Below are 21,105 nucleotides of genomic sequence, written 5' to 3'. Positions count from 1 at the left end.
GAACCGATGCCCTACAAGATGCTCTACCTGGCGCGACGCGCCAAGAACGTCGCCTGGGAAGACTGGCCGCGCACGTGGAAGAGCCACGCGGTCTTCGCCAGCCAGTTCCCCGCGATGGACGGCACGATCGACTGGATGCGCTACACCACGCGCGTCGACGATCCGCGCGTCGCCCAACTGCCCGTCTCGACCGAGCACGACGGAGTCAGCGTCGCCGAGGCGCCGGTGCTCGACACCTTCTACGGCAAGGGCTTCTCGAAGGAACAGCGCGCGCTGATCGACGAGGACGAACTGCGCGTGTTCGATCGCTACACGCCCGAGTTCAGCTTCTGGGCGCAGGAAACGCGCTTCGTCGACGGCAAGGTCGGTGAGGCCGCGATCTTTCGTTTCCTCAAGCGCAAGCAGGGCGTCTCGCGCGAACGGTTCGACGGCTTCCTTCAGGGCGAATACGGCCAGCTTGCCGCCGAACTCGCGCCCGCGCTCGGGGTCCAGCGCTGGGCGCTGAACTCCACGGTCGACGGCCCGCCAGTCGAGTTCCCCTTCGAGGCGATCGACGAAAGCTGGTTTCCCAGCATCGACGCCGCGATCGAGGCTTTCGCCAAGCCCGAGATCACCAGACTACCCCAAAAGCTGGCCGAAGTCTGCGATCTCGACGCCGGTATCACGATGCTCACACGCCCGACGCACCGCTGGCCGCGCGAGCCCAAACCGGCCTAACCCCGCCGCCGCGCCTTCGCGCGAAAGGCCTGCGGCGCCTCGCCGGTGAGCCGGCGGAAAGCCCGAGCGAAGGCGCTCTGACTCTCGAAGCCGACATCGGCGGCGACTTGGGCGATCGAACGCTCGCTTTCGGTCAGCGCCTCGACCGAGGCGAGCAGCCGTGCCCGCCGGCGGTATTCGTCCCAGCCCATGCCGAGCTGCGCCTGGCAGCGCCGGCGCAGCGAACGCTCGGACAGGCCGGCGGCCGTTGCCGCATCGTCCATCCGACAACCGGCGGGATCGGCGCGGACCGCCGCGAGGGCGACGCCGAGTACGGGATCGGGCGTGGTCGGCAAGGTCAAAGGCGCGCGATCGGCGATCCATTCGCCGCAAAGCCGCGCGAAGGCGGCGAAGAAGACCTCCCCTGTCGCGTCGGGGCGCGTGCCGAGCGGCCAGCGCGCAGCCTCGGCGATCATCTCGCGCATCAGCGGCGAGACCCGCAGGATACGCACGCCCTCGCCCGGTTCGGGCACGCAGTCAGGCGCAAGCAGCACCGAGACCGACGAGATCCGGTGCAGGCTGTTACGATGGCGCGTGCCCGCCGGGATCCAGCCGGCCAGGCTGCGTGGCAACAGGTGCCGCCCGTCATCGTCCTCGAGTTCCATCGAGCCTTCGAAGGCATATTGCAGCTGGTGCATGTCGTGGTGGTGCCACGGGCTGTCGATGTCGAACTCGTCCTGGATCAGCGCCCCGGCGAAAGCGCGCGAGGCCGGATCGACCAGCGTAACCAGCCCGCATTCGAGATCCGGATCGATGTCGAACCGCGCCACGTCTTGCTCCTCTGCCCGATCGCCGCGGCGATGGCCGTTTGAGGGGCAACATTGGCCGATGACCGCGAGACAGTCAAAGCTCGGGCATGGCATTCCGCGATCGACAAAAGGGAGAACGATCATGACGATCCGCGTGCACCACCCCGATCATCTCGTCTGGCGCAAGATCGGCGACATCCCGATGGGCTGGATGCGCGACCACATCGACGCGACCGAGCTCGAGGGCCAGCTCTCGTTCCACGAAGGCGGCGACGAGAAGACCATGCAGCTGATGGAGATGCGGCTGAACCCGCAGACCTTGATCGCGCCACACGCCCACGACGAGGACGAGATCTTCTATGTCGCCGAAGGCTCGCTGCACTGGCAGGACAAGTCGCTCGCTGCGGGTGGTTCGATCTACATCCCCGCGGGTGTGACCTATTCGTTCCGTACCGGCGAGGCTCCCGCGCGGCTGCTCAACTTCCGCGCGCGTGTTGATCACAGCTTCCGGCCTGCGCCGCTCGACGGCGATTGAGCGCAGTTCTCCGATGGATCTTGCTATTGCGAATCGTTCGCGTATTTACGCGTAATCAGCGAGGTTCGGGGGATGACGATCATGACTATCGCAAAGCGTGTTACCACGGCGCTCATGGCGCTGGCCGCAAGCGCCCCTGCCTGGGCACACATGCCCTATGTTGAGCCTGGCTTGTTCGACCTTGGCCCGCGCGACAAGGTGTCGATCGAGGCGTCCTTCAGCGAGGACGCCTTCCGCCCCGACATCGCCATGAAGGACGCGCCTTTCGACATCACCGCACCCGACGGCAAGGTGACCAGGCTCGGCGCGCCGCTGTTCACCGCCGATCGCACCTTGGTCGAGGCAGCGGTGCCTGCCGACGGCGTCTATCGCCTCTCGTCGGGACAGCGGCTCGGACGCATGGGCAAGATGTTTCGCAGCGGTACCGAATGGAAGATGGCCGGCGAGGACGGCGCGCCGCCGGCCGGGGCCGAGACCGCCGCGGTACAGAGCACGACCTTGGCCGACGCCTATGTCCTGCGCGGCAAGCCCACCGGCCTCGGCGCGCTGGCTCCGCGCGGCAAGGCGCTCGAACTCCACCCTTTGATCGACCCGACCGCCTATGCCGCGGGTGCGCCCGCACAGTTCGAAGCGCTGTTCGACGGCAAGCCACTCGCGGCCACCAATGTGACGCTGTGGCGCGAGGCCGGGCTCTACGACGGCCGCAAGCAGGTGGCCGAGGTCAAGACCGACGCGGCCGGCCGGTTTACCGTGACGGCTCCCGACGCCGGCCGCTATCTCCTTCTTGTCCGCCACCGCGCCGCTGCGCCGAGCGGGGCGGCGGCGCCGTTCTATAGCTATACCGTGACAGTGGCCTTCGAGGCCGGCTGATCGCTAGCCCAGCAAGGCCTGCGATTCGGCGATCGCGGCAATGCCGCGCTTGCCCTCGCGCCGGTCGAGCTGAACCACGACGTCGATCACCGAGGCCGCATATTCGAGCGTTTCTGCGCGGGTGAGACCGATGCCGGTCTGCATCGACATCAGCGCGATCTGCTCGAGCGCGCCGCGCGGGGTGTTGGCATGGACCGTGGAGAACGAGCCCGGATGGCCGGTGTTGATCGCGCGCAGGAAGCTGACGGTCTCGGTGCCGCGCAGCTCGCCCAGGACGATGCGATCGGGGCGCAGGCGCAGCGCGGCTTGGAGCAGGTCGTTGGCCGAGACCTTGGCCTCGCCCAGCTCGCCCTTGACCGCGATCAGGCCGACGCCATTGGCGCCCGGCAGCCGGAGCTCGGCCGTGTCCTCGACGAGGACCACACGCTCATCGCCTGGGATTTCGCTGAGCATGGCGTTGAGGAAGGTGGTCTTGCCGGTCGAGGTGCCGCCCGAGATCAGGATCGTGCGACGTCGGCGGATCGCCTCGCGCAGAAAGGCGATCGGCTCGTCTTGCGCATCGGGCATCGGCGCCTCGATAGGCGCGGCGATCGGGCCGCGGTCATAGGCGTCGAGCGGCAGCTCGAGCAGGCGGTGGCGGCGGATCGCCATGGCCCAGTTGCGGCGCGTCGCCGGCGGGCCGACGATCTGGATACGTCCGCCGTCGGGTAGCGTAGCGGCGAGCAGCGGATGCTCGCGGTTGATGCCCTGGTGGCTGATCCGTGCGACCTGTTCGGCCAGCCGCTTGAGCAATTCGTCGTCTACTTCGGCGAGCTCGATGCGCTGCATGCCCGGATGCATGGCATCCTCGACCCAGAGCTCGCCCGGGCGATTGACCAGGATCTCGGTCACGCTCTCGCGCTCGAGCCAGGGGCGCAAGGGGGCGAGATAGGCATCGAGATAGACGCTGCGCGGCACGGTCGCCTTCTGCCCGCTGGCGGCGGCGGCGTGAAGAGGGCCATCGTGAAGGGGCACGATCTCGCCGCCCATCAGCCCGCGGCCGACTGGATGCCCGTGACGATCGCTCCGGCGCCGAACAGGATGAAACAGCCGATGATCACGGTCGCACCGAAGCGCCAGTTCATCCGGCCCGTCAGCATCATGAAGCCGACCGCGGCGACGGCCATGACCGCGACCGCCGTGGCGACGTTGCCGAGCAGCGTGCCCTGGAGCCAGCCCATGGCAGCGACGATCGGTCCGGAGCCTGCGGGATCAGCGCCGCCGACTGCCTGCGCGAAGGCCGGCACAGGAACGAGGAGCAAGAGAATGGAAAGGATAGAGGCCGCACGCAGCGGCGAAGACTTCGGGAATCGGTGTGTCACAGGGCCCTCCTGCGGGCCCGTTGCGCCAGTAAAATGACGGCAATGTGACGAAGCGTCACCGCAGGCTGCGGAAAAGGACCTGCGGCGACGCCTCAAACCGGTCAGCGCGAGGCGAGCGTGCTCGCCCGATCGAGCCGCGCGGCAGCGATGCGAGCGGCGCGGCGCGAGTCCATCCAGCTTCCGTCGGCAAGTTGCAGTTCATAGCGATCGGCAGCCATCGCAGCGTTGAAACATTCGAGGGCCTCGGCGCGCTGACCCTTGCGGGCATAGGCGGTGCCGAGATTGATCAGCGTAGCGGCATCGCGTTCGGCGTTGTCGCGAAGCTGGGTGATCGCGGCATCGGTGCGACCGTGGGCCATCGCTTCGTAAGCGACATCGGTCCGTTCGATCGCGCTCGGATCGACGAACCAGGCGGACTGGGCAAGCAGGAGGCCTGCGAGCGTCAGAGTAGCGGACATTGGCAAACTCCCCATCAATGCAATGGCACGAGTAAACCGCATTCATCGCGATCTGGAAACAAAATGACGCAGCTGTCATAAAACTGCAATCGACGTGTGCATCCGCCAATTTCCGCCGATTCGCCGCGATCGCCGCCCCCGCCCGCAGGCGCTGCGAGCGCAAGAATGACGTGAGTGTCATAAGACTGCAATCGCCATATGCCGGCAATCGCACACCGATTCGGGAAAAGCAGCCGACTCGACCAGCACCCACCTGCGCGCGTCGCTCACTGCCGGACTTTCACCGGCATCTTCATCCGCAATCTAATACTCAGGCCGAATTACTCGAGGCCCGGAAAAAGCCGAAACCGCCTGTAAGCAAGCACTGACACAATTGTCACGAAAACGTCATGAACAACAATACCGATACTGTCATGATACCGAAAACAAACTGTCATTTACCTCCTCTAATTGGCGATTCGCCGCGGCCAGAGGGCTCGCGCCGCTCGACCATGAGGGGGAATTTACCGTGAAGAATATCCATGGCTTGTTGCTTGTCGGCTGCAGCGCCGTTGCGCTTGCTGGTTGCGGACCGAGCGACATCGCTTCGCCCGGCACCGGCGGCAACGTCATCATCAACAATCCCGCTCCGACGCCCAGCCCGAGCCCGACCCCGACCCCGGGTGCCGGCAATGTCGTCGCGGCCTCTTCGTGCCCGACGATCACCGCCACCACGCAGCTCAAGGACGACGGCGTCATCTCGGGCCCGACCGGTTCGTACCGCGTCTGCACCCTGCCGCGTAACATCGACCGCAGCTCCACGCTCCCCAAGATCGCCGGCCTCGTCTACCAGATGAACGGTCGCGTCGACGTCGGCTGCGATGGTGGCTTCAAGGCGCCGACCAGCGCGGCTGCCATCACGTCCTCGACGGTCGGTTGCCCGACGACCGCTCTCCCCACAACCATTGTCAACGGCAGCGGTCAGCTCATTGCCGACACGAACGTCACGCTGACGATCGACGCCGGTGCGATCCTGATCGGCGCTCCGGGCGCCTCCTGGCTCGCGGTCAACCGCGGCAACAAGATCAACGCTGTCGGCACGGCCACCAACCCGATCATCTTCACGAGCAAGGACAACGTCGCTGGCCAGGTCGGCGAGACCTCGCAGGGCCAGTGGGGCGGAGTCGTGCTGATGGGCCGCGCGCCCACCACCGACTGCGCCACCGGCAGCGTCGCCTCGAACACCTGCGAGCGACCGACGGAAGGCTCTGCCGACCCCGCAGTGTTTGGCGGCACCGACAGCACCTATAACGCCGGCCGCATGAGCTACGTGCAGATCCGCTACTCGGGCTTCATCCTCGGCTCGAACGTCGAACTGCAGTCGCTGACCGGCGAAGGCGTCGGCACCGGCACCGTGCTCGACCACATCCAGTCGTACAACAGCTCGGACGACGGTTCGGAATGGTTCGGCGGCAGCCCGAACCTCAAGTACTATGTTTCGGTCGGCGCAGACGACGACAGCCTCGACGTCGACACCGGTGCGCAAATGAACGTCCAGTATGCGCTGATCGTCCAGCGTGACGGCGCCGGTGACGCCCTGTTCGAGATCGACTCGAACGGCTTCGAAACCGATACCCCGCGCACCAAGCTGGCCGTCGCCAACTTCACGGCGATCCAGCGCCAGACCAGCACCAACAACGAGTCCAACGATCAGGCTTCGGGGTTGTTCCGCGGCAACTCGGACACGACGCTGATCAACGGCATCATCTTCAGCCCCAACAACGAGTGCGTTCGCCTGAACGGCACAGGCACCACGCCTGCGACGATCACCGCCCGCTCGGTCGTACTGAGCTGCAACGCCGCGAAGTTCCTCGGCTCGGGCTCGTACACCCCCGCCCAAACCACAACGGCCTTCGGCTCGGGTGCGAACAACAACAACGACGCCTTCACGAGCACGCTCAGCAGCCTGTTCATCAACGGCGCGAACGAAACGGCGGTCACGGCCACCGATCCCAAGGCGACGTCGAGCTTCTTCGACACCACCACTTGGATCGGCGCGGTGCGCAACGCCACCGACACCTGGTACGCGGGCTGGACCTGCAACAGCGCGGCAGCGAACCTCGGCGCGACGAACACGTCGTGCACCTCGCTGCCCACCACCTGAACGGCGGCTGCCTGACCTGAATACGGGGGCAGCCGGTCGTGGCTGCCCCCGTCCTTGCATCTGATTTTAGGGGATTTCCGATGTCGAAGACGTCGCGGCTCGCCGGCGCTTTGCTGCTCACCTCAGCCCTCGTTGCGCCATCCATCGCCCATGCGCAGGACGCTGCGCCGCCCGCCGATACGCCGCCGACTGGCGAAACCGTGGCCCAGCCCGCTCCCGCGGCGCCCGAAGAGGAAGAGGTCGAGGTTTCGGTGCCCGGCGGCGAGATTGTCGTCACCGGCAACCGCGAACGCAACATCGCCAAGGCATCGGACCAGGTCATTTCGGTCCTCTCGACCGCCGAAATCGCGCGCACGGGCGAAGGCAACATAGCCGGCGCGCTCGGCCGCGTCACCGGCCTCAGCGTCGTCGGCAATGGCCTGGTCTACGTCCGCGGCCTCGGCGATCGCTATTCGCTGGCTCTACTCAACGGTTCACCGCTGCCCAGCCCCGAACCGCTGCGCCGCGTGGTGCCGCTCGACATCTTCCCGAGCGGCGTCATCGCCTCGTCGCTCGTGCAGAAGAGCTACTCGGTGAACTATCCGGGCGAGTTCGGCGGCGGCGTGATCAACCTCACGACCAAGTCGACCCCGCGCGACCCGTTCATCACCATCGGCGTCGGCGGCACGGTCGACACCGAGACTACCGGCCGCAACGGCTACAGCTATTTCGGCGCCAAGTCCGATTGGACCGGCTTCGACAACGGCAGCCGCGACCTGCCGCCCGCACTGCAGTCCTATTTCGACAGCGGCGCGCTGGTGAACGGCAATCCCACGCTCGGCCGCGCGATCGGCAGCGAACTGGTTCGCTTCAGCCGCGCCACCTTGCAGCGCGTGCACGATCTGCCGCCCGCCTATTCGATCTCGTTCTCGGCCGGCAAGACCTTCGATCTCGGTGGTGTCGACCTCGGCGTGATCGCCGCGGCCGGCTTCAGCAACAAGTGGCGCAACCGCCAGGCGCTACAGCAGACGCCGGCGGCCAATCCCGACCTGTCCACGCTGGAAAAGGACTTCACCCGGACCACCACCGACAACCGCATCGTCGCCAACGGCATGCTCGGCTTCGGTCTCGAATGGGGGGAGAACAAGGTCCGCTGGACCAATCTCTATATCCGCGACACGATCAAGCAGGCGCGTCTGGGCGTCGGCCGCAACCCGGCGCAGAACCCCGACACCGATCGCATGAAGCAGGACACTGCCTGGTACGAGCGTCAACTGATCGACACCCAACTCGTCGGCGAGTTCAAGCCCGTTGATGGCCTCTCGGTCGACGTTCGTGCCGGCTATGCGAATTCGCAGCGCGAGGCGCCCTACGAGTTCTCGTTCGAATATGTTCGCACCAACGCAGCGGCCGATCCCTTCGGCTCGCTCTATGTCAACCGCCTGAACGGCAACCAGGGCGAAGCCAGCGTCACCTTCTCGAACCTCAACGAGGATCTGTGGTCGGGTGGCATCGACGTTACCTACGAGGTCATGCCCTCTCTCAAGGCCACGATCGGCGGCACGTTCAGCGACACAAACCGCGTCAGCTCGCGCCGCCAGTTCCTGTTCCGCGCTTCGAGCAATTTCCCGAATCAGGCCGCCGTTCTGCGCCCCGACTTGCTGCTCTCGCCCGGCCTGATCAACGGCATCACCAAGGACTCGAACGGCAACGCGTTGGCGACGCCCGTCGGCGGGGTAGACCTGATCGAATCCGACACCTCGACCCCTTCATTCCGCGGCAAGCTGCGCAACTATGCCGGCTATGCCAAGGTGAACTGGGAGCTCAACGAGCAGTTCAGCCTCGACGCAGGTGTCCGCTTCGAAAAGGCGAAGCAGTCGGTCGAGGCTGTCCAGGTGTTCGCCACGCCGCCGACCTTTGCCAATCCGGCCCCGCTGAACAACGACTATTGGCTACCCGCCGCGACGCTGACCTATCAGGTCCGTCCCGACCTGCAGATCCGCCTCAGCGCCTCGAAGACGATCGCCCGCCCGCAGTTCCGCGAGCTGATCTATCAACCGTTCTTCGATCCCGAGAGCAACCGCCAGTATCTGGGTAACCCGCTGCTGATCGACAGCCAGCTCTACAACGGCGAGGCCCGCGTCGAGTGGTACTTCGCCCCCGAGCAGCGTCTGTCGATTTCGGGCTTCTACAAGAAGATCAACAACCCGATCGAATCGTTCGTCTTCCCGCTCGCCGGCGATGCCGTCACGAGCTATGCGAATGCGCCCAAGGCCCAGCTCTACGGTGCCGAGTTCGAACTGCAGAAATACTTCGACCTGTCGGAAGCCGGTGGCTGGCTCACGGGCCGCCGCGCGGTGATCGTTGCCAATTACACCTATTCGAAGTCCACGCTGCAGGTGAAGGATACCGACACCGTGGCTGTCTACGCCGCGGCTTCGACCAAGGCGACCGACTACTTCCGCGACGATGCACCGCTGACCGGTCAGTCCGATCACCTCGTCAACCTGCAACTCGGCCTGGAGAACACCGAGCGCCTGTCGCAGCAGACGATCCTGCTGAGCTATGCAAGCCCGCGTGCCGTCAGCCGCGGCTTCACCGGCCAGCCCGACGTGATCGAGCGTCCCGGCATCAACCTCGACCTGGTCCTTCGCGAAGGTGTCACGTTCCTCGGCCAGGAGTTCGAGCTGAAGGCCGAAGGCCGCAACCTGCTGCACACGCGTCATCGCGAATACCAGCAGGCGGGCGCCAACGTCGTCGAGTTCAACACCTACGACGTCGGCACGACCTTCACGCTATCGGCCGCGATCAAGTTCTAGTCGCAAGTTCCAACCAGTCACCCTGACGGGGACCGATCCCTCCTCCCGTCAACCAACTCAGCCCGGCTCTTCAGGAGCCGGGCTTTCTTTTTGGTCAGGCGGCGCCGCTGAGCTCGGGCGTCGTCTCGAACCGGCCGAGACCATAGTCGCCCTTGATCGTCGTGCGGTGGACTATGCGCTCCTCGGCGGGATTGCAGCCGCAGGCCTCGTGCAGCACGCGCCAGTTGTCCCAGATCACCATGTCGGTCGCGTGCCACTGGTGATAGTAGGGCTTGATCACGCGCATCGCCTCGTCCCAGATCTCGGACAGCAGCGCGAAGGCCGCGGGGCTCTCGTCGCCGACCACGCCCTGGCAGCCGTAGGGCGTCATGTGGAACACCTTCTCGCCGCTGGCGCGAGTCCAGACCGCCGGATGGATCGAACGCGGCTTGGACGCGATCATCGCTTCCATGTCGATGTCGTGCGGGCGCAGTTCGCGGAAGGTCTTCGGCAGTCCGAACTTCTGATGCGTGTAGCGCAGGTCGAGGTTGTAGAGCACTTCGAGCCCTTCGGCCTTGGCGCGGATCGCCGGATCCATGTCGCGCCAGATCTGCGCGCCATCGGCAAAACCAGTGCGACCGCCCTCCTTGGCGATCTTGATCGAACGCAGCACGCCCGCGCGGTTAAGTTCGTCGTTGTAGGCATGGTCGAAGTGCCACGGCTGCCAAGTGATCAACGGTTTTCCGTCGATCTCGACCACGCATTTCTCGTCGCCTGTGGCGATCTCGATCACGCCGGTGAGCGTCGCATCCTCGCGGTCCGCGCGTGCCACCGTGTTGACCGGATGATCCTTGAGCGGACCGAAGACGGTGCTGACGTCGACCTGCATCTGCGCGCTGGGTTCGACGTCCTCGAAGACGATGACGCCGCAGTCCTCGAACAGCTGGTTGAGCTCGGCGCGCACATTCGCGTCATTGAGCTGGCTGGCCGTCAGGCCGCCGACCCGCGCCCCGAACGACAGGCCTTCATCGAGCGCACGAATATCCATGACATCCTCCTTCGCAGCTTCCGACGTGCGATTGTTTGCGGCATTCTATGCCCAGTCGCCTCGACTGCACAGGCCCTGCGCATGTCTGTGGCGGAAGCGGCGCCCCCGTGCGCGCCGTCAGCGGGAGCCCGAAGATGACCATCACGATCACCGCTTTCGAAAGTTCGCCCGACCAGGGCCGCGGTCTCGCGCGCGACATGCGCGTACGCTGGGCGCTCGAGGAAGTGGGTCAGCCCTACGTCACGCGGCTCGTTTCCTTCGCGGCGATGAAGGAGCCGCCGCATCTGGCGCTCCATCCCTTCGGACAGATCCCGACCTATGAACAAGACGATCTCGTGCTGTTCGAATCGGGCGCGATCGTGCTGCACGTCGCGGAGCGCAACGTCGGCCTGCTGCCCGCGGACGCAGACGCGCGGGCGCGTGCGATCGGCTGGATGTTCGCGGCGCTGAACACATTGGAACCGCCGATCGTCGACAGCGAGATGGCGCGGCTCTTCGATCGCGACAAACCTTGGTACGATGATCGCCGCGCGGTTCTGGACGAGCGCGTCCACACGCGGTTGCGCGAGCTTTCGGCGCGGCTCGGCGCGGCCGAATGGCTCGACGGTGACTTCAGCGCCGGCGATCTGCTCACGGTAACGGTGCTGCGCCGCCTCGAGCGATCGGGTATGATCGAGGGCTATCGCAACCTCGCCAACTACGTCGCGCGCGGCGTAGCGCGACCGGCTTACCAGAGGGCCTTCGCTGCGCAATTGGCGGTGTTCGAGAGCAGCCAGGCGGCGAACGGCTAGAGGCCGCGGTCTGCTGCCGTGTCATGACACTGACTTGCACATCCGCGAAAATGGCGGGTGCGGGGAGAGGAGCAGATCACATGCTCGATGCACAGATGACGAGTTTCGAACGGCGTATCGCGCAGGAAGAGCGCTTGGCGCGCGAGGCTTCCTCGCGGGATGTTGCTACTGCCCACGACCAGTTGGCCATGCTCTACAAGGCCGAGCTCGCGGTCGAACGCAAGCGGCGCGCCCGCGCGGTCAGCCAGACGCTCGCCGAGATCTGGTGACCGCCGGACATCGGTTCAGTGCAAGGCCGCTGACCGGCTCGGCGCGTGATAGAACCGGGTCATGCCTCTGACCCGACTCCGCTCGAAGATCACCATTTCCTGGTTGCCACAGGACTGCAGGTCACGCGCCTCGTAGCCGAGCTTGATCGCCAGATTCAGCGAGGGCGTATTGGTGCTGTCGACGATGCAATAGGTCCGGCGGCCGGAGAAACGCGCCCCGTACCACCCATGCAGGGCCTGCGCCGCCTCGAATCCCAAGCCGCGCCGGCGTGCCTGCGCGGTCAGATACCAGCCTGCCTCGTCGCATCCGGCAAAGCGCTCGCCGATGTCGCGCTGCATGGTCATGAGCCCGGTCTCGCCGGCATAGACGCCCGTAGCCTTTTCGATGGCAGCAAGCACGCCATAGCCGAACAACGTCCAATGCCCCGCCGCGGCCAGCATGCGCTGCCAGGCGTCTTCCTGCGACAGCATCTGACGCGACGGAAAGCGATCGACCGGCTCGCACAGCATCGCCCAGTAAGCGGCGAAGTCCTCGGTCGTGTAGGGCCGGAGAATCAGACGTTCGGTTTCGATCACGGGCAGTACCGCAGTCCAGAGTGAAAGGCTGGGGGCGAAAGCTCCCGGGAAAACGCCACCGTGCCCCACGAAGATCGCAAGATACCCTCCCAGTCGGATGGATCCGGCAGGCTCGATCGCGAATTTCGTTGCAGTAGCGAGGCGCGAATTATGCCGGATCGCGCGCCGAGTCCATGGCTCGGGCGCCCCGCTCAGACCATCGTCTAGGGGCTTGTGGACAAGTCATCGCACGCCGTTTCCAGAGCGCGCCAACGACCGTTTTCGGCCGTTTCGGCACGATCTACAGCGAATCGAACACGTAGCCCAACGAACGCACCGTGCGCAGCGGGTTGCCCGCACCGGCGGCACGCAGCGCGCGGCGCAGACGGCCGATCCAGACGTCGACCGTACGCTCGTCCACCGGCGGTTCCTGCTTGCCCAACGCGGCAATCAGCTGCGAGCGCGTAAACACACGCCCCGGATGCTCGACGAAATAGCGCAGCAAGCGGAACTCGTTGGGCATCAGCGGGATCGGCTTGCCCTGCCAGCGCGCCTGGAAAGCGGCCAGGTCAATCGTCAGGTGGCCGAGTGTGACCGCGCGCAATGCACCGGCATCGTGATCGCGCATCTGCAAGGACAGCACGCGATCAAGCAGCGCCGCGCGGTCGACCGGGCCGACCATATAGTCGTCCGCGCCGGTACGCAGCGCGCGGCGGCGCGATTCCTGATCATCCTCATCGAGGATCATCGTGATGTGCGCCTGAGCGGTCAGCGGATCGCAGCGCAGCCGCCGGCACAGCTCGAGCCCTGAAATCTCCGGCAGGACCCAGTCCACGAAAGCCCACAGCGCGCCTTCGAGCAGCGGCAGCTCGCCGAGGTTCGTCCAGCGGTGGAACACCGCCTCGAGCTCGCCATGGCGAAAGGGCGCAATTCCGCCGTCGATGTCGTTGGTAAGTAAGATATCGATATGACGCATCCGCACGCCCCTGCCGTTCACGGGCGGGTCATGCCCAAGTCATGTGACGCATACATGACGGTTCGATGACGCAGCTAAGAAAGCGCGCGTGCGAGCGTCGCCGCAGCAAATAATAGCGTAACCGCAGGTAAAGACGATCGACGCAGTATTTATAAAGCAAGCGGTCACCCACCCTTCGACCAATCGCGTTCGCGACACAGTTCGACCGCGGCTGTAATTGAAGTGCCACCGTCCCGTCATTCTCGCGCAACGTGCTGCGACTATCCGCAAGCCAGATTTGGCAAAGGATATCCGATGCTATTTGATGAAGGCGGCCTGGTCGAAACCAAGGATCGCAAGACTGGAGCTTCAGGGAACATTCCCAAGTGGCTCGATCTCCCCGATCCCCGCTCGTTTCGCCCCAAGCGCAAGCATCGCACCGTGTGGATTTCGGACGTCCACCTCGGCACGCGCGGCTGCAATGCGACGATGCTCGTCGATTTCCTGCGCTCGATAGAATGCGAGACGCTTTATCTCGTCGGCGACATCGTCGACGGCTGGCGGCTGCGCAAGGGCTGGTACTGGCCCGACGCGCACAGCGAGGTCGTGCGTCGCGTGCTCAAGATGGCGCACCGTGGCACCCGCGTGGTCTTCATCGCCGGCAACCACGACGAGATGCTGCGATCTTACGCCGGCATGACCTTCGGCGGCGTCGAGCTCGCACTCGAGGCGGTGCATGAGACCGCCGACGGCCGCAGGCTGCTCGTCACCCACGGGGACAGCTTCGATGGCGTCGTACTCTATGCCAAGTGGCTCGCCTTCCTCGGCGACAAAGCCTACTCACTGCTGCTGCGTTCGAACATCTGGGTCAATGCGATCCGCCGCCGGCTCAAGCTGCCCTACTGGTCGCTGTCGTCCTACATGAAGAAACGCGTAAAGAACGCGGTCCAGTATATCGGCTCTTACGAAGAGGCGGTCGCGCACGAGGCGATCACGCGCGGGCTCGACGGCATCGTCTGCGGACACATCCACTGCGCCGAAATCCGCCAGATCGGCGGGATCACCTATTACAACGACGGCGACTGGGTCGAGAGCTGCACGGCTCTGGCCGAAGATTTCGCCGGCCACATCACGATCATCGACTGGGCGCGCGAGACCGCGGCCGCCAGCGCCGAGAGCGCCGGCCAAAACATGGAGATTCCGGCATGAGACTCGCGATCGCCACCGATGCCTGGTACCCGCAAGTCAACGGCGTGGTCCGCACCCTCTCGGCCACGGTGGTCGAGCTCGACCGTCGCGGCCACGAGGTCGAACTGATCACGCCGCAGCGCTTCCTGACCGTGCCGATGCCCGGCTATTCGTCGATCCGCCTGGCCATGGCACCGCGCTTCGGCGTGCGCCGCATGCTCGACGCCTTCCAGCCCGAAGTCGTCCACATCTCGACCGAAGGCCCGATCGGCTGGTCGGCGCGCGGCTGGTGCCTGGCGCGCGGCATACCCTTCACCACCGCCTTCCACACGCGCTTTCCCGAATATGCGGCGGTGCGCACGGGCATCAGCGCCGAGCGCTTCTGGCCGATCATGCAGCGCTTCCATGCGCCGAGCCGCGCGGTGATGGTCGCGACCGAGCGCCTCGGCGAGGAACTCGCCACGCGCGGCATCACCCAGACCCGCCCCTGGACGCGCGGGATCGACCACTGGCTGTTCCGCCCGACTGGCGATCACCATCCGGCCTTCGCCGATCTGCCTCGCCCGATCATGCTCAACGTCGGCCGGGTCGCGCCCGAGAAGAACCTCGAGGCCTTCCTCGACGCCAAGGTCGCGGGGACCAAGGTGGTGGTCGGTGACGGCCCCTCGCTCGAAGAGCTGCGCCAGCGCTATCCCGAGGTCGTCTTCCTCGGCGCGCTGTCGGGCGAAGCGCTGGCCGCCGCCTATCGCAGCGCCGACTGCTTCGTATTCCCGAGCATGACCGACACCTTCGGCATGGTCGTGATCGAAGCGCTTGCCTCGGGCCTGCCCGTGGCTGCGCTGCCCGTGGCCGGACCACTCGACATCCTCGGCTACAATGGCCGCGGCGTCGACGACGACATGCCCTTCACGATCGCCGCGGTCGAGCAGGATATGACGCTCGCCATCGAGAAGGCGCTACGCCTCGACCGCACCTCGGCCGCCGTGTTCGGCGCACGCTATTCGTGGGAACGCGCGACCGACCAGTTCCTCAGCGCCGTACAGAGCGCGACGCGCCGGTCCGAGCCAGAACGCGCGCTCGAACCCGCCTAACACTCGATACCACATCTTCGATCCGCACGGCCCGGAGCTCCCCCGCGAGCTTCGGGCCGTTCCCATTTTCACGCCAACAAAAAGCGCTGGAAAATATTCCCGATATATCTTGATTTCCGATATATCGCGATATAGATAGCAATCCATGATGAAGTACAGACATCGCAACCCCGGCGGCATGGACCGCCATTCCCACCACAATCACCCCTTCTGCGAAATGCGCGGCAGCTTCGGCCGCCACGGCGGCGAGCACCACGAAGGACGCGGTCGCCGCAGCGGCGGTCGCCTGTTCGACTATGGCGAGCTACGGCTGCTGGTGCTGGCGCTGATCGCCCAGGCCCCGGCACACGGCTACGAGCTGATCAAGACGATCGAGGACCGTTTCGGCGGCGCCTATACGCCCAGCCCGGGCGTGATCTACCCGACGCTCTCCTGGCTCGAGGACTCGGGCTACGCCAGCGTCTCGGCCGAAGGCGGGCGCAAATCCTTCTCGATCACCGCGGAGGGCCAGGCCTTCCTCGATGCCAACCGGGAGGCCGCCGACGCGCTGTTCCGTCGCGGCGGGCACGACGGCGAAGGCCGCCGCGGCCGCAGCCTTCAGGTCATGCGCGCCATGCACAACCTGAAGACCGCGCTGCGCCTGCGCCTGGCCTCCGGCCCGGCCGACGAAGCCACGATAGAGGCGATAGCCGCGGCGATCGACGAAGCCGCCCAAAAAATCGGAAAGCTCCAAGGACCCGACCATGACCAACAGCCAGGCTGAAATCGTAACCCCGCGTGCGAGCCGCTATCTCCAGCAGCTTTGCAAGCACTTCGCCCACAAGCTGCCGGTGACCTTCGATCCGGCAGCGGGCAAGATCAGCTTCTCGATCGGCGACTGCGACCTGCGCGCCGACGACGAGCGTCTGCAATTGAAGCTCAGCGCGCCCGACGGGTCCCAGCTGACCCAGCTCAAGGATGTGGTGATCCGCCACCTCGTCCGCTTCGCCTTCCGCGAGGATCTCGCGGTCGTGTGGAAGGAAGCCTGAAAGAGAAGCTTGCTTGAGATCGCCCGTACCGCCGCCTAGGGGCGGGTCAGTTCGGGCAATCGCGGGTGTTTTCGCAGATGCAGATCTTTAGGCCGCTCCTCGCCGGCGCCAACTGGCGCGACCGCGTGGTGGCCTGCATCGGCGCGCTGATCGGCATCCTGCTGACCAGCATCCTTTGCGCCCAGATCCCCCTTCCCGTGGCGGACCTGCCACTGCTCGTCGCGCCGATCGGCGCCTCGGCGGTCCTCGCCTTCGCCGTGCCGGCCAGTCCGCTGGCCCAGCCCTGGCCGATCGTCGGCGGCAATACCGTCTCGGCGCTCGTCGGGGTCGCGGTCTATCGCCACGTTCCCGATCCCGCGCTGGCCGCGGGCCTTGCGGTCGGTGGCGCGATCCTCGTGATGTCGCTGCTGCGCTGCCTGCATCCGCCGGGCGGCGCGGCGGCGCTGACCGTGGTGATCGGCAGTCCGGGCATCCACGCCGCAGGCTACGGCTTCGCTTTCGCGCCGGTGGCGATCAACTCGATCGCGCTGGTCTCGCTGGCGATGTTCTTTCACCGCCTCAGCGGCCATTCCTATCCGCACCAGGCGGCAGTGCCGGCTGACGATCGCGACACGTTGCGCGTCGCCGCCGGTTTTCACGCCGAGGACATCGACCGCGCACTCGAGGATCTGCACGAGAACTTCGACATCAGCCGCGAGGACCTCGACCTGCTGCTCTCGACAGCCGAGATCTATGCGCGTGAGCGCGAAGCCGCGCCCGATCGCGGGGCGATCTCGGTCTAGGGCTTGGCAATACCCCATCGCGCCGTGGCCGTATCCTCCGGCAAGGCGTCGCGCGGCGGCATGGCCGGGGGCGGTCCGTAGTCGGGAAAATCGTAGAAGGTTCCCGTCAGATCGGGATCGCCGCGATAGAGCATCTGGAACAGCCGCCAGTCGAACAGCCAGCGGCCGTCCTGCTCGACGAAGTGCTCGTAGTAGAGTCCCATCGAGATGTTGGTGTCGCCGTTCTTCCAGGCGCAGCGCTCGTCGATATAGGTGCGCGCCGAGGCGACGCCTTCGCCGACATGAAGGATCGGCGTGCGGAAAGAGATCAGCACGCGGGTGAACCGCGCCAGGATTGCAGCGATCGTCTCGCGAATCTGCGCGCGACCCTGGAGCACCATGCCCGAGATGCGCCATTCGCCCGTCTCGGTGAAGCAATCGGCGAAGGCATCGAAGTCCTGGCGATACACCGCGTCGGTATAGCGCTCGTGCAACTGACGGATGCCGGCTTCCGCCGCGACGAAATCGCTCATGTGTCCGCTCCCGATTATAGCGCGACTATCCCCGTGCGCACCACAGGCCGCAAGGAGAGATTGATCGCGCCGTCGCGAGACGCCAAGGCGGTCCCAGCAAAGAAAGGCCTCCGATGACCGGCGATTCCCTCAAGCAGCGCCTGCTCCGCGGCGACAAGCAGCTCGGCCTCGTCGTGCTGCTGCCCTCGCCCGATCTGGCCGAGATCCTGGGGCACGCTGGGCTCGACATGGTGATGATCGACCACGAGCATGGCGGCGGCGGCCTCGCCGACTTCGTCGCGCAGGATCGCGCGCTGACGGGCAGCAGGACCCGGTCGATGGTGCGCGTGCCGCACGGCGAGCTCGCCTATGCACAGCGCCTGCTCGACAATGGCGCGCAGGCCATCGTCTATCCCGGCGTGGATAGCGCCGACCAGGCCGATGCCTTCGTACGCGCCTGTAGATATCCGCCGAAAGGCCACCGCGGCGCCGGCGCGGGACTGCGTGCGGCGCGCTATGGCATCGATGGTGGTTACTACGACCCGTCGGTCGAGTCCGGCCGCCTGCTCGTCGCCCAGATCGAATCCGCGACGGCGGTCGAGAATGTCGACGCCATCTGCGCGGTCGAGGGCGTCGACATGCTGCTGCTCGGCCCGCGCGACCTGTCAGCCTCGATCGGCAAGCTAAACCGCTTCGACGACACCGAGTTGCAGAGCCTGATCGAACACGCCGCCGCACGCATCCGCGCTTCGGGCAAGCTGCTCGCCTCGACTCTGCTGCCGGGGCTGACCGTGGCGCAGATGTTCGCTCAAGGCTATGACTTGATCCTCGCGGGGAAGGACACCGACTTCCTCGTCGCGGGTGCGCAGCGACTGGTAGAGACGCCCCGCGCCTGACGCACGGCCAGCCGCACGTTCAGTCTTTATAAACACGGCGCCCTGTACCGCGTCGGACAGCGTTGGGGTCGCATCCGGCGTAACTATCTGGTGCCGTGAAACCGCTATGTCACAACAAGTCCAGCAGGATGCGCTCAAGGTTGAGCTGATCCGAAGCCTGTTCGAAGAAACCGCTCCTTCCGTCATCATGTCGGCGGGCTTCCTGGCCGTCGGCAGCCTGATCGCTTGGGAAACGCGCGATCTGCTGCTCTCGTTGCTGGTCGTCGCCGGCACGATCGCCACGGCGGCGCGGCTCGTGTACGTCTTCCGGTTCAAGAGCGAAGCCAAAGCGCCAGATCTCGCGGTCGGCCGCGCGCGCGGCCTACAGCGGCGCTTCGCCACGTTCTACTTCGCTTTCGCCGCGACGCTCGGCATGTTCGGCTTCCAGGCGATGAGCCTGCCCCATCCGGCGATCCACATGCTCGTGATCTGCATGCTCGTCGGCTATGCCGCAGGGGTCGCCACCGCGATCTCGCTGCGGCCGCGCATTGCGGTGCCCAGCATGCTGATGGCGATCGTACCGGCACTGGTCGCCGCGCTGATGCAGCCCGACAAATTCTACTGGGCCACCGCCTTCCTCGCCAGCGGCTTCCTGGCCGGGGGCATTCACAGTGTGAACCGCCGCCACATGCGAGCATCGCAGAGCATCAGCCGACGCCTCGCCTTCTCTACCCTGGCGCGCCAAGACGGGCTCACCGCGCTGCCCAACCGCCTGGCCCTGCGCGAATGGTTCGACGAACGCGTGGCCTTCGCCAACGACCCCGGCATCGTCGCGGTCCACTTCCTCGATCTCGACGGCTTCAAACCGGTCAACGACAGCTTCGGCCATTCGGCGGGCGACGCCCTGCTGGTCGCCGTGGGCAAGCGAATCGTCCGCACGATCCGCGCGAGCGACACCGCGGCACGGCTTGGAGGCGACGAATTCGCGATCGTTCAGTGCGGTCTGGCGAACGTCGCGGAAGCCGAGTTGCTCGCCAACCGCCTGGCCGAGGCGATCGCCCGGCCCTATCGAATCGAGCGGCAGCACGTCGAAATCTCGAGCAGCGTCGGCTATGTCGTCGCCGAACATGGTGCGGAGGACCTCGAATGCCTGTTGAGCCTGGCTGACGAGGCGCTCTACGCCAGCAAGCGGCGCGGCGGCGGCGTGACCCAGTGGACGCCCGATCTCGAGCTGCCACACCGCGTCGCCGCATAGTTTTTCGCGCCGGCAGGCACCGCCAACGCTTGACTCGGGGGCCTCATTGCCGCAAGGGCGCTGCCTTCTGGGGCGGCGAGCTTTCGCCGCTCTGATCGTTTTTGTGCCGCCTGGTGCGGCTGGATGAAAGTTTAGGAACGCGCCATGGCGAAGCCCGCAACCGTCAAGATCCGTCTGGTCTCGACCGCCGACACCGGTTTCTTCTATGTCACCAAGAAGAACCCGCGGAACACCACCGAGAAGATGACGTTCCGCAAGTACGATCCCGTCGTGCGCAAGCACGTCGAGTTCAAGGAAGCCAAGATCAAGTAAGGTTCAGCGCGAGTTCAAGGCGCTGACCATAGAGGGCAGTGCATGAACAGCATGATCCATGTCTTGAAGAACACCGCTTGCGCCGCCGCTTTGGCGGCGCTCGTCGTTTCTATCACTCCGGTTTCGCAGCCTGCGCAGGCACAGCAGGCGCAACCCAATCAGCTCGACCAGGCCGTCGTGGCTTTGCGCGGCATCTCGACGATGCGCGCGGATTTCGTCCAGACCGACCGCAACGGCCAGCGCGTCTCGGGTGTGATGACGCTGAAGCGTCCGGGTCGTATCCGCTTCCAGTATCAGCAGGGCGTGCCGCTGCTCATCGTCTCCGACGGCAAGGCGTTGACGATGATCGACTACGAAGTTCGCCAGGTTCAGCGCTGGCCGATAAGCAGCACTCCACTCGGCGCACTGCTCGATCCCAATCGCGACGTCGCGCGCTACGGCACCGTGCAGCCGACCGGCGACCCGAGCGTCGTCTCCGTCGAAGTCCGCGACCGTTCTCATCCCGAATACGGCGTCATCACCCTGATCTTCCTGCGCAAGGCCTCGGCCCCCGGCGGGCTCGAACTGGTGAACTGGGTCGCGCTCGATTCGCAGAACAAACGGACCACGATCCGGCTCTCGAACCATCAGTACGGCCAGCCGGTTTCTGACAACACGTTCAAGTGGAACGATCCCCGTTCCCCGTCTCGTCGATGAACGGCAACGCGTCGCCGCACGCCGTGCCGTCGGTGCGACAAACTGCGACACATTTCCGGGAGTCGTTCACTTGGCAGAAAGCACGGAGACCCTAAATATACAGGTGTCAGCGCGGCCTGA

At 65.6% G+C, this 21,105-nt stretch carries 24 protein-coding genes; 16 read left to right on the top strand and 8 right to left on the bottom strand.

Translation table 11 applies throughout. The annotated features are described in order from the left end of the window. Nucleotides 1-6 precede the first annotated feature (6 nt). The gene (locus WG901_RS16025) at nt 7-717 is read left to right on the top strand and encodes an EthD domain-containing protein (RefSeq protein ID WP_339588098.1); all 711 of its coding nucleotides are present in this window, start codon (nt 7-9) and stop codon (nt 715-717) included. On the opposite strand, the gene WG901_RS16020 is transcribed toward WG901_RS16025, so the two are convergent. Further along, a complete protein-coding gene (locus WG901_RS16020) occupies nt 714-1,526 on the bottom strand; it encodes an AraC family transcriptional regulator (RefSeq protein WP_339588097.1) in 813 nt (270 codons plus the stop codon). The genes WG901_RS16025 and WG901_RS16020 overlap by 4 nt on opposite strands. A 121-nt stretch (nt 1,527-1,647) precedes the next feature. Here WG901_RS16020 and WG901_RS16015 point away from each other — a divergent pair, with 121 nt between their 5' ends. Together WG901_RS16015 and WG901_RS16010 are read left to right on the top strand one after the other, a co-directional pair. Continuing rightward, on the top strand, nt 1,648-2,040 hold the full coding sequence (locus WG901_RS16015) for a cupin domain-containing protein (protein WP_339588096.1): 393 nt from the start codon (nt 1,648-1,650) through the stop codon (nt 2,038-2,040). An 81-nt stretch (nt 2,041-2,121) separates the two neighbouring features. After that, nucleotides 2,122-2,910, top strand: a complete 789-nt coding sequence (locus tag WG901_RS16010; protein WP_339588095.1) for a DUF4198 domain-containing protein — start codon at nt 2,122-2,124, stop codon at nt 2,908-2,910. A gap of 3 nt (nt 2,911-2,913) precedes the next feature. Here the strand turns inward: WG901_RS16010 and virB11 are convergent, their stop codons facing one another. The 3 genes from virB11 to WG901_RS15995 form a co-directional block, all read right to left on the bottom strand. Continuing rightward, nucleotides 2,914-3,939: a P-type DNA transfer ATPase VirB11 gene (virB11, locus tag WG901_RS16005; protein ID WP_339588094.1), complete on the bottom strand. Its 1,026-nt coding sequence runs from the start codon at nt 3,937-3,939 to the stop codon at nt 2,914-2,916. Beyond that, nucleotides 3,939-4,217 (bottom strand): TrbC/VirB2 family protein, encoded by a 279-nt coding sequence (locus tag WG901_RS16000; RefSeq protein ID WP_417603491.1) that lies wholly within the window; start codon nt 4,215-4,217, stop codon nt 3,939-3,941. The genes virB11 and WG901_RS16000 overlap by 1 nt, the downstream gene beginning before the upstream one ends. Nucleotides 4,218-4,372: 155 nt before the next feature. Beyond that, nucleotides 4,373-4,729, bottom strand: a complete 357-nt coding sequence (locus WG901_RS15995; protein WP_339588093.1) for a hypothetical protein — start codon at nt 4,727-4,729, stop codon at nt 4,373-4,375. A 508-nt stretch (nt 4,730-5,237) separates the two neighbouring features. Here WG901_RS15995 and WG901_RS15990 point away from each other — a divergent pair. Both WG901_RS15990 and WG901_RS15985 read left to right on the top strand, forming a co-directional pair. Next, entirely contained in the window at nt 5,238-6,872 is a 1,635-nt protein-coding gene (locus WG901_RS15990; protein WP_339588092.1) for a hypothetical protein, read from the top strand. Between the two features lie 80 nt (nt 6,873-6,952). Continuing rightward, on the top strand, nt 6,953-9,670 hold the full coding sequence (locus WG901_RS15985; protein WP_339588091.1) for a TonB-dependent receptor domain-containing protein: 2,718 nt from the start codon (nt 6,953-6,955) through the stop codon (nt 9,668-9,670). A 94-nt stretch (nt 9,671-9,764) separates the two neighbouring features. Here the strand turns inward: WG901_RS15985 and WG901_RS15980 are convergent, their stop codons facing one another. Further along, entirely contained in the window at nt 9,765-10,697 is a 933-nt protein-coding gene (locus tag WG901_RS15980) for a TauD/TfdA dioxygenase family protein (RefSeq protein ID WP_339588090.1), read from the bottom strand. 134 nt (nt 10,698-10,831) lie between these two features. Between WG901_RS15980 and WG901_RS15975 the strand changes: the two genes are divergently transcribed. Both WG901_RS15975 and WG901_RS15970 read left to right on the top strand, forming a co-directional pair. Then, nucleotides 10,832-11,488, top strand: coding sequence for a glutathione S-transferase family protein (locus WG901_RS15975; protein ID WP_339588089.1), 657 nt, complete (start codon nt 10,832-10,834; stop codon nt 11,486-11,488). A gap of 80 nt (nt 11,489-11,568) precedes the next feature. Then, on the top strand, nt 11,569-11,757 hold the full coding sequence (locus WG901_RS15970) for a hypothetical protein (RefSeq protein ID WP_339588088.1): 189 nt from the start codon (nt 11,569-11,571) through the stop codon (nt 11,755-11,757). 15 nt (nt 11,758-11,772) lie between these two features. Here the strand turns inward: WG901_RS15970 and WG901_RS15965 are convergent, their stop codons facing one another. Together WG901_RS15965 and WG901_RS15960 are read right to left on the bottom strand one after the other, a co-directional pair. Continuing rightward, nucleotides 11,773-12,333, bottom strand: coding sequence for a GNAT family N-acetyltransferase (locus WG901_RS15965; RefSeq protein ID WP_339588087.1), 561 nt, complete (start codon nt 12,331-12,333; stop codon nt 11,773-11,775). A 280-nt stretch (nt 12,334-12,613) separates the two neighbouring features. Further along, nucleotides 12,614-13,288 carry a response regulator transcription factor gene (locus tag WG901_RS15960; protein ID WP_339588086.1) on the bottom strand — a complete coding sequence of 225 codons (675 nt, stop codon included), beginning with the start codon at nt 13,286-13,288 and terminating at the stop codon, nt 12,614-12,616. Nucleotides 13,289-13,582: 294 nt separating this feature from the next. Here WG901_RS15960 and WG901_RS15955 point away from each other — a divergent pair, with 294 nt between their 5' ends. The 5 genes from WG901_RS15955 to WG901_RS15935 all read left to right on the top strand — a co-directional run bounded on the left by WG901_RS15955 (nt 13,583) and on the right by WG901_RS15935 (nt 17,356). Next, nucleotides 13,583-14,476 (top strand): UDP-2,3-diacylglucosamine diphosphatase, encoded by an 894-nt coding sequence (locus tag WG901_RS15955; RefSeq protein ID WP_339588085.1) that lies wholly within the window; start codon nt 13,583-13,585, stop codon nt 14,474-14,476. Beyond that, the gene (locus WG901_RS15950; RefSeq protein ID WP_339588084.1) at nt 14,473-15,546 is read left to right on the top strand and encodes a glycosyltransferase family 4 protein; all 1,074 of its coding nucleotides are present in this window, start codon (nt 14,473-14,475) and stop codon (nt 15,544-15,546) included. Before WG901_RS15955 ends, WG901_RS15950 begins: the two co-directional genes overlap by 4 nt. A gap of 148 nt (nt 15,547-15,694) precedes the next feature. Then, nucleotides 15,695-16,309 carry a PadR family transcriptional regulator gene (locus tag WG901_RS15945; protein ID WP_339588083.1) on the top strand — a complete coding sequence of 205 codons (615 nt, stop codon included), beginning with the start codon at nt 15,695-15,697 and terminating at the stop codon, nt 16,307-16,309. After that, nucleotides 16,290-16,574 (top strand): DUF2218 domain-containing protein, encoded by a 285-nt coding sequence (locus WG901_RS15940; RefSeq protein WP_339588082.1) that lies wholly within the window; start codon nt 16,290-16,292, stop codon nt 16,572-16,574. Before WG901_RS15945 ends, WG901_RS15940 begins: the two co-directional genes overlap by 20 nt. A 77-nt stretch (nt 16,575-16,651) precedes the next feature. Next, a complete protein-coding gene (locus WG901_RS15935; protein ID WP_339588081.1) occupies nt 16,652-17,356 on the top strand; it encodes an HPP family protein in 705 nt (234 codons plus the stop codon). On the opposite strand, the gene WG901_RS15930 is transcribed toward WG901_RS15935, so the two are convergent. Beyond that, nucleotides 17,353-17,868, bottom strand: a complete 516-nt coding sequence (locus WG901_RS15930; RefSeq protein ID WP_339588080.1) for a YybH family protein — start codon at nt 17,866-17,868, stop codon at nt 17,353-17,355. The two genes, WG901_RS15935 and WG901_RS15930, sit on opposite strands and share 4 nt — an antisense overlap. Nucleotides 17,869-17,981: 113 nt before the next feature. On the opposite strand from WG901_RS15930, the gene WG901_RS15925 reads away from it, so the two are divergent. The 4 genes from WG901_RS15925 (at nt 17,982) to WG901_RS15910 (ending at nt 20,985) form a co-directional block, all read left to right on the top strand. After that, a complete protein-coding gene (locus tag WG901_RS15925; RefSeq protein ID WP_339588079.1) occupies nt 17,982-18,743 on the top strand; it encodes an HpcH/HpaI aldolase family protein in 762 nt (253 codons plus the stop codon). 106 nt (nt 18,744-18,849) lie between these two features. After that, nucleotides 18,850-19,977, top strand: coding sequence for a GGDEF domain-containing protein (locus WG901_RS15920; protein WP_339588078.1), 1,128 nt, complete (start codon nt 18,850-18,852; stop codon nt 19,975-19,977). A gap of 144 nt (nt 19,978-20,121) precedes the next feature. Then, nucleotides 20,122-20,289: a 50S ribosomal protein L33 gene (gene rpmG, locus WG901_RS15915; RefSeq protein WP_086490179.1), complete on the top strand. Its 168-nt coding sequence runs from the start codon at nt 20,122-20,124 to the stop codon at nt 20,287-20,289. Nucleotides 20,290-20,331: 42 nt separating this feature from the next. Further along, complete coding sequence (locus WG901_RS15910) at nt 20,332-20,985, top strand: LolA family protein (RefSeq protein ID WP_339588077.1); 654 nt, start codon at nt 20,332-20,334, stop codon at nt 20,983-20,985. The last annotated feature ends 120 nt before the right edge of the window (nt 20,986-21,105 follow it).

Origin of the sequence: Novosphingobium anseongense, assembly GCF_037482895.1 — a bacterium.
Taxonomy (GTDB): Bacteria; Pseudomonadota; Alphaproteobacteria; order Sphingomonadales; family Sphingomonadaceae; genus Novosphingobium; species Novosphingobium anseongense.
The sequence above is the reverse complement of the archived record's forward strand: the minus strand, read 5'-3'. Positions and strand labels throughout refer to the sequence as shown.

Excerpts from the sequence above, each read along its gene's own strand:
- WG901_RS16025 (WP_339588098.1), top strand. The coding sequence starts at position 7 with ATGCCCTACAAGATGCTCTACCTGGCGCGACGCGCCAAGAACGTCGCC.
- WG901_RS16015 (WP_339588096.1), top strand. The coding sequence starts at position 1,648 with ATGACGATCCGCGTGCACCACCCCGATCATCTCGTCTGGCGCAAGATC.
- WG901_RS16010 (WP_339588095.1), top strand. The coding sequence starts at position 2,122 with ATGACTATCGCAAAGCGTGTTACCACGGCGCTCATGGCGCTGGCCGCA.
- virB11 (WP_339588094.1), bottom strand. The coding sequence starts at position 3,939 with ATGGGCGGCGAGATCGTGCCCCTTCACGATGGCCCTCTTCACGCCGCC.
- WG901_RS15995 (WP_339588093.1), bottom strand. The coding sequence starts at position 4,729 with ATGTCCGCTACTCTGACGCTCGCAGGCCTCCTGCTTGCCCAGTCCGCC.
- WG901_RS15985 (WP_339588091.1), top strand. The coding sequence starts at position 6,953 with ATGTCGAAGACGTCGCGGCTCGCCGGCGCTTTGCTGCTCACCTCAGCC.
- WG901_RS15980 (WP_339588090.1), bottom strand. The coding sequence starts at position 10,697 with ATGGATATTCGTGCGCTCGATGAAGGCCTGTCGTTCGGGGCGCGGGTC.
- WG901_RS15975 (WP_339588089.1), top strand. The coding sequence starts at position 10,832 with ATGACCATCACGATCACCGCTTTCGAAAGTTCGCCCGACCAGGGCCGC.
- WG901_RS15970 (WP_339588088.1), top strand. The coding sequence starts at position 11,569 with ATGCTCGATGCACAGATGACGAGTTTCGAACGGCGTATCGCGCAGGAA.
- WG901_RS15960 (WP_339588086.1), bottom strand. The coding sequence starts at position 13,288 with ATGCGTCATATCGATATCTTACTTACCAACGACATCGACGGCGGAATT.
- WG901_RS15955 (WP_339588085.1), top strand. The coding sequence starts at position 13,583 with ATGCTATTTGATGAAGGCGGCCTGGTCGAAACCAAGGATCGCAAGACT.
- WG901_RS15950 (WP_339588084.1), top strand. The coding sequence starts at position 14,473 with ATGAGACTCGCGATCGCCACCGATGCCTGGTACCCGCAAGTCAACGGC.
- WG901_RS15945 (WP_339588083.1), top strand. The coding sequence starts at position 15,695 with ATGAAGTACAGACATCGCAACCCCGGCGGCATGGACCGCCATTCCCAC.
- WG901_RS15940 (WP_339588082.1), top strand. The coding sequence starts at position 16,290 with ATGACCAACAGCCAGGCTGAAATCGTAACCCCGCGTGCGAGCCGCTAT.
- WG901_RS15935 (WP_339588081.1), top strand. The coding sequence starts at position 16,652 with ATGCAGATCTTTAGGCCGCTCCTCGCCGGCGCCAACTGGCGCGACCGC.
- WG901_RS15930 (WP_339588080.1), bottom strand. The coding sequence starts at position 17,868 with ATGAGCGATTTCGTCGCGGCGGAAGCCGGCATCCGTCAGTTGCACGAG.
- WG901_RS15925 (WP_339588079.1), top strand. The coding sequence starts at position 17,982 with ATGACCGGCGATTCCCTCAAGCAGCGCCTGCTCCGCGGCGACAAGCAG.
- WG901_RS15920 (WP_339588078.1), top strand. The coding sequence starts at position 18,850 with ATGTCACAACAAGTCCAGCAGGATGCGCTCAAGGTTGAGCTGATCCGA.
- rpmG (WP_086490179.1), top strand. The coding sequence starts at position 20,122 with ATGGCGAAGCCCGCAACCGTCAAGATCCGTCTGGTCTCGACCGCCGAC.
- WG901_RS15910 (WP_339588077.1), top strand. The coding sequence starts at position 20,332 with ATGAACAGCATGATCCATGTCTTGAAGAACACCGCTTGCGCCGCCGCT.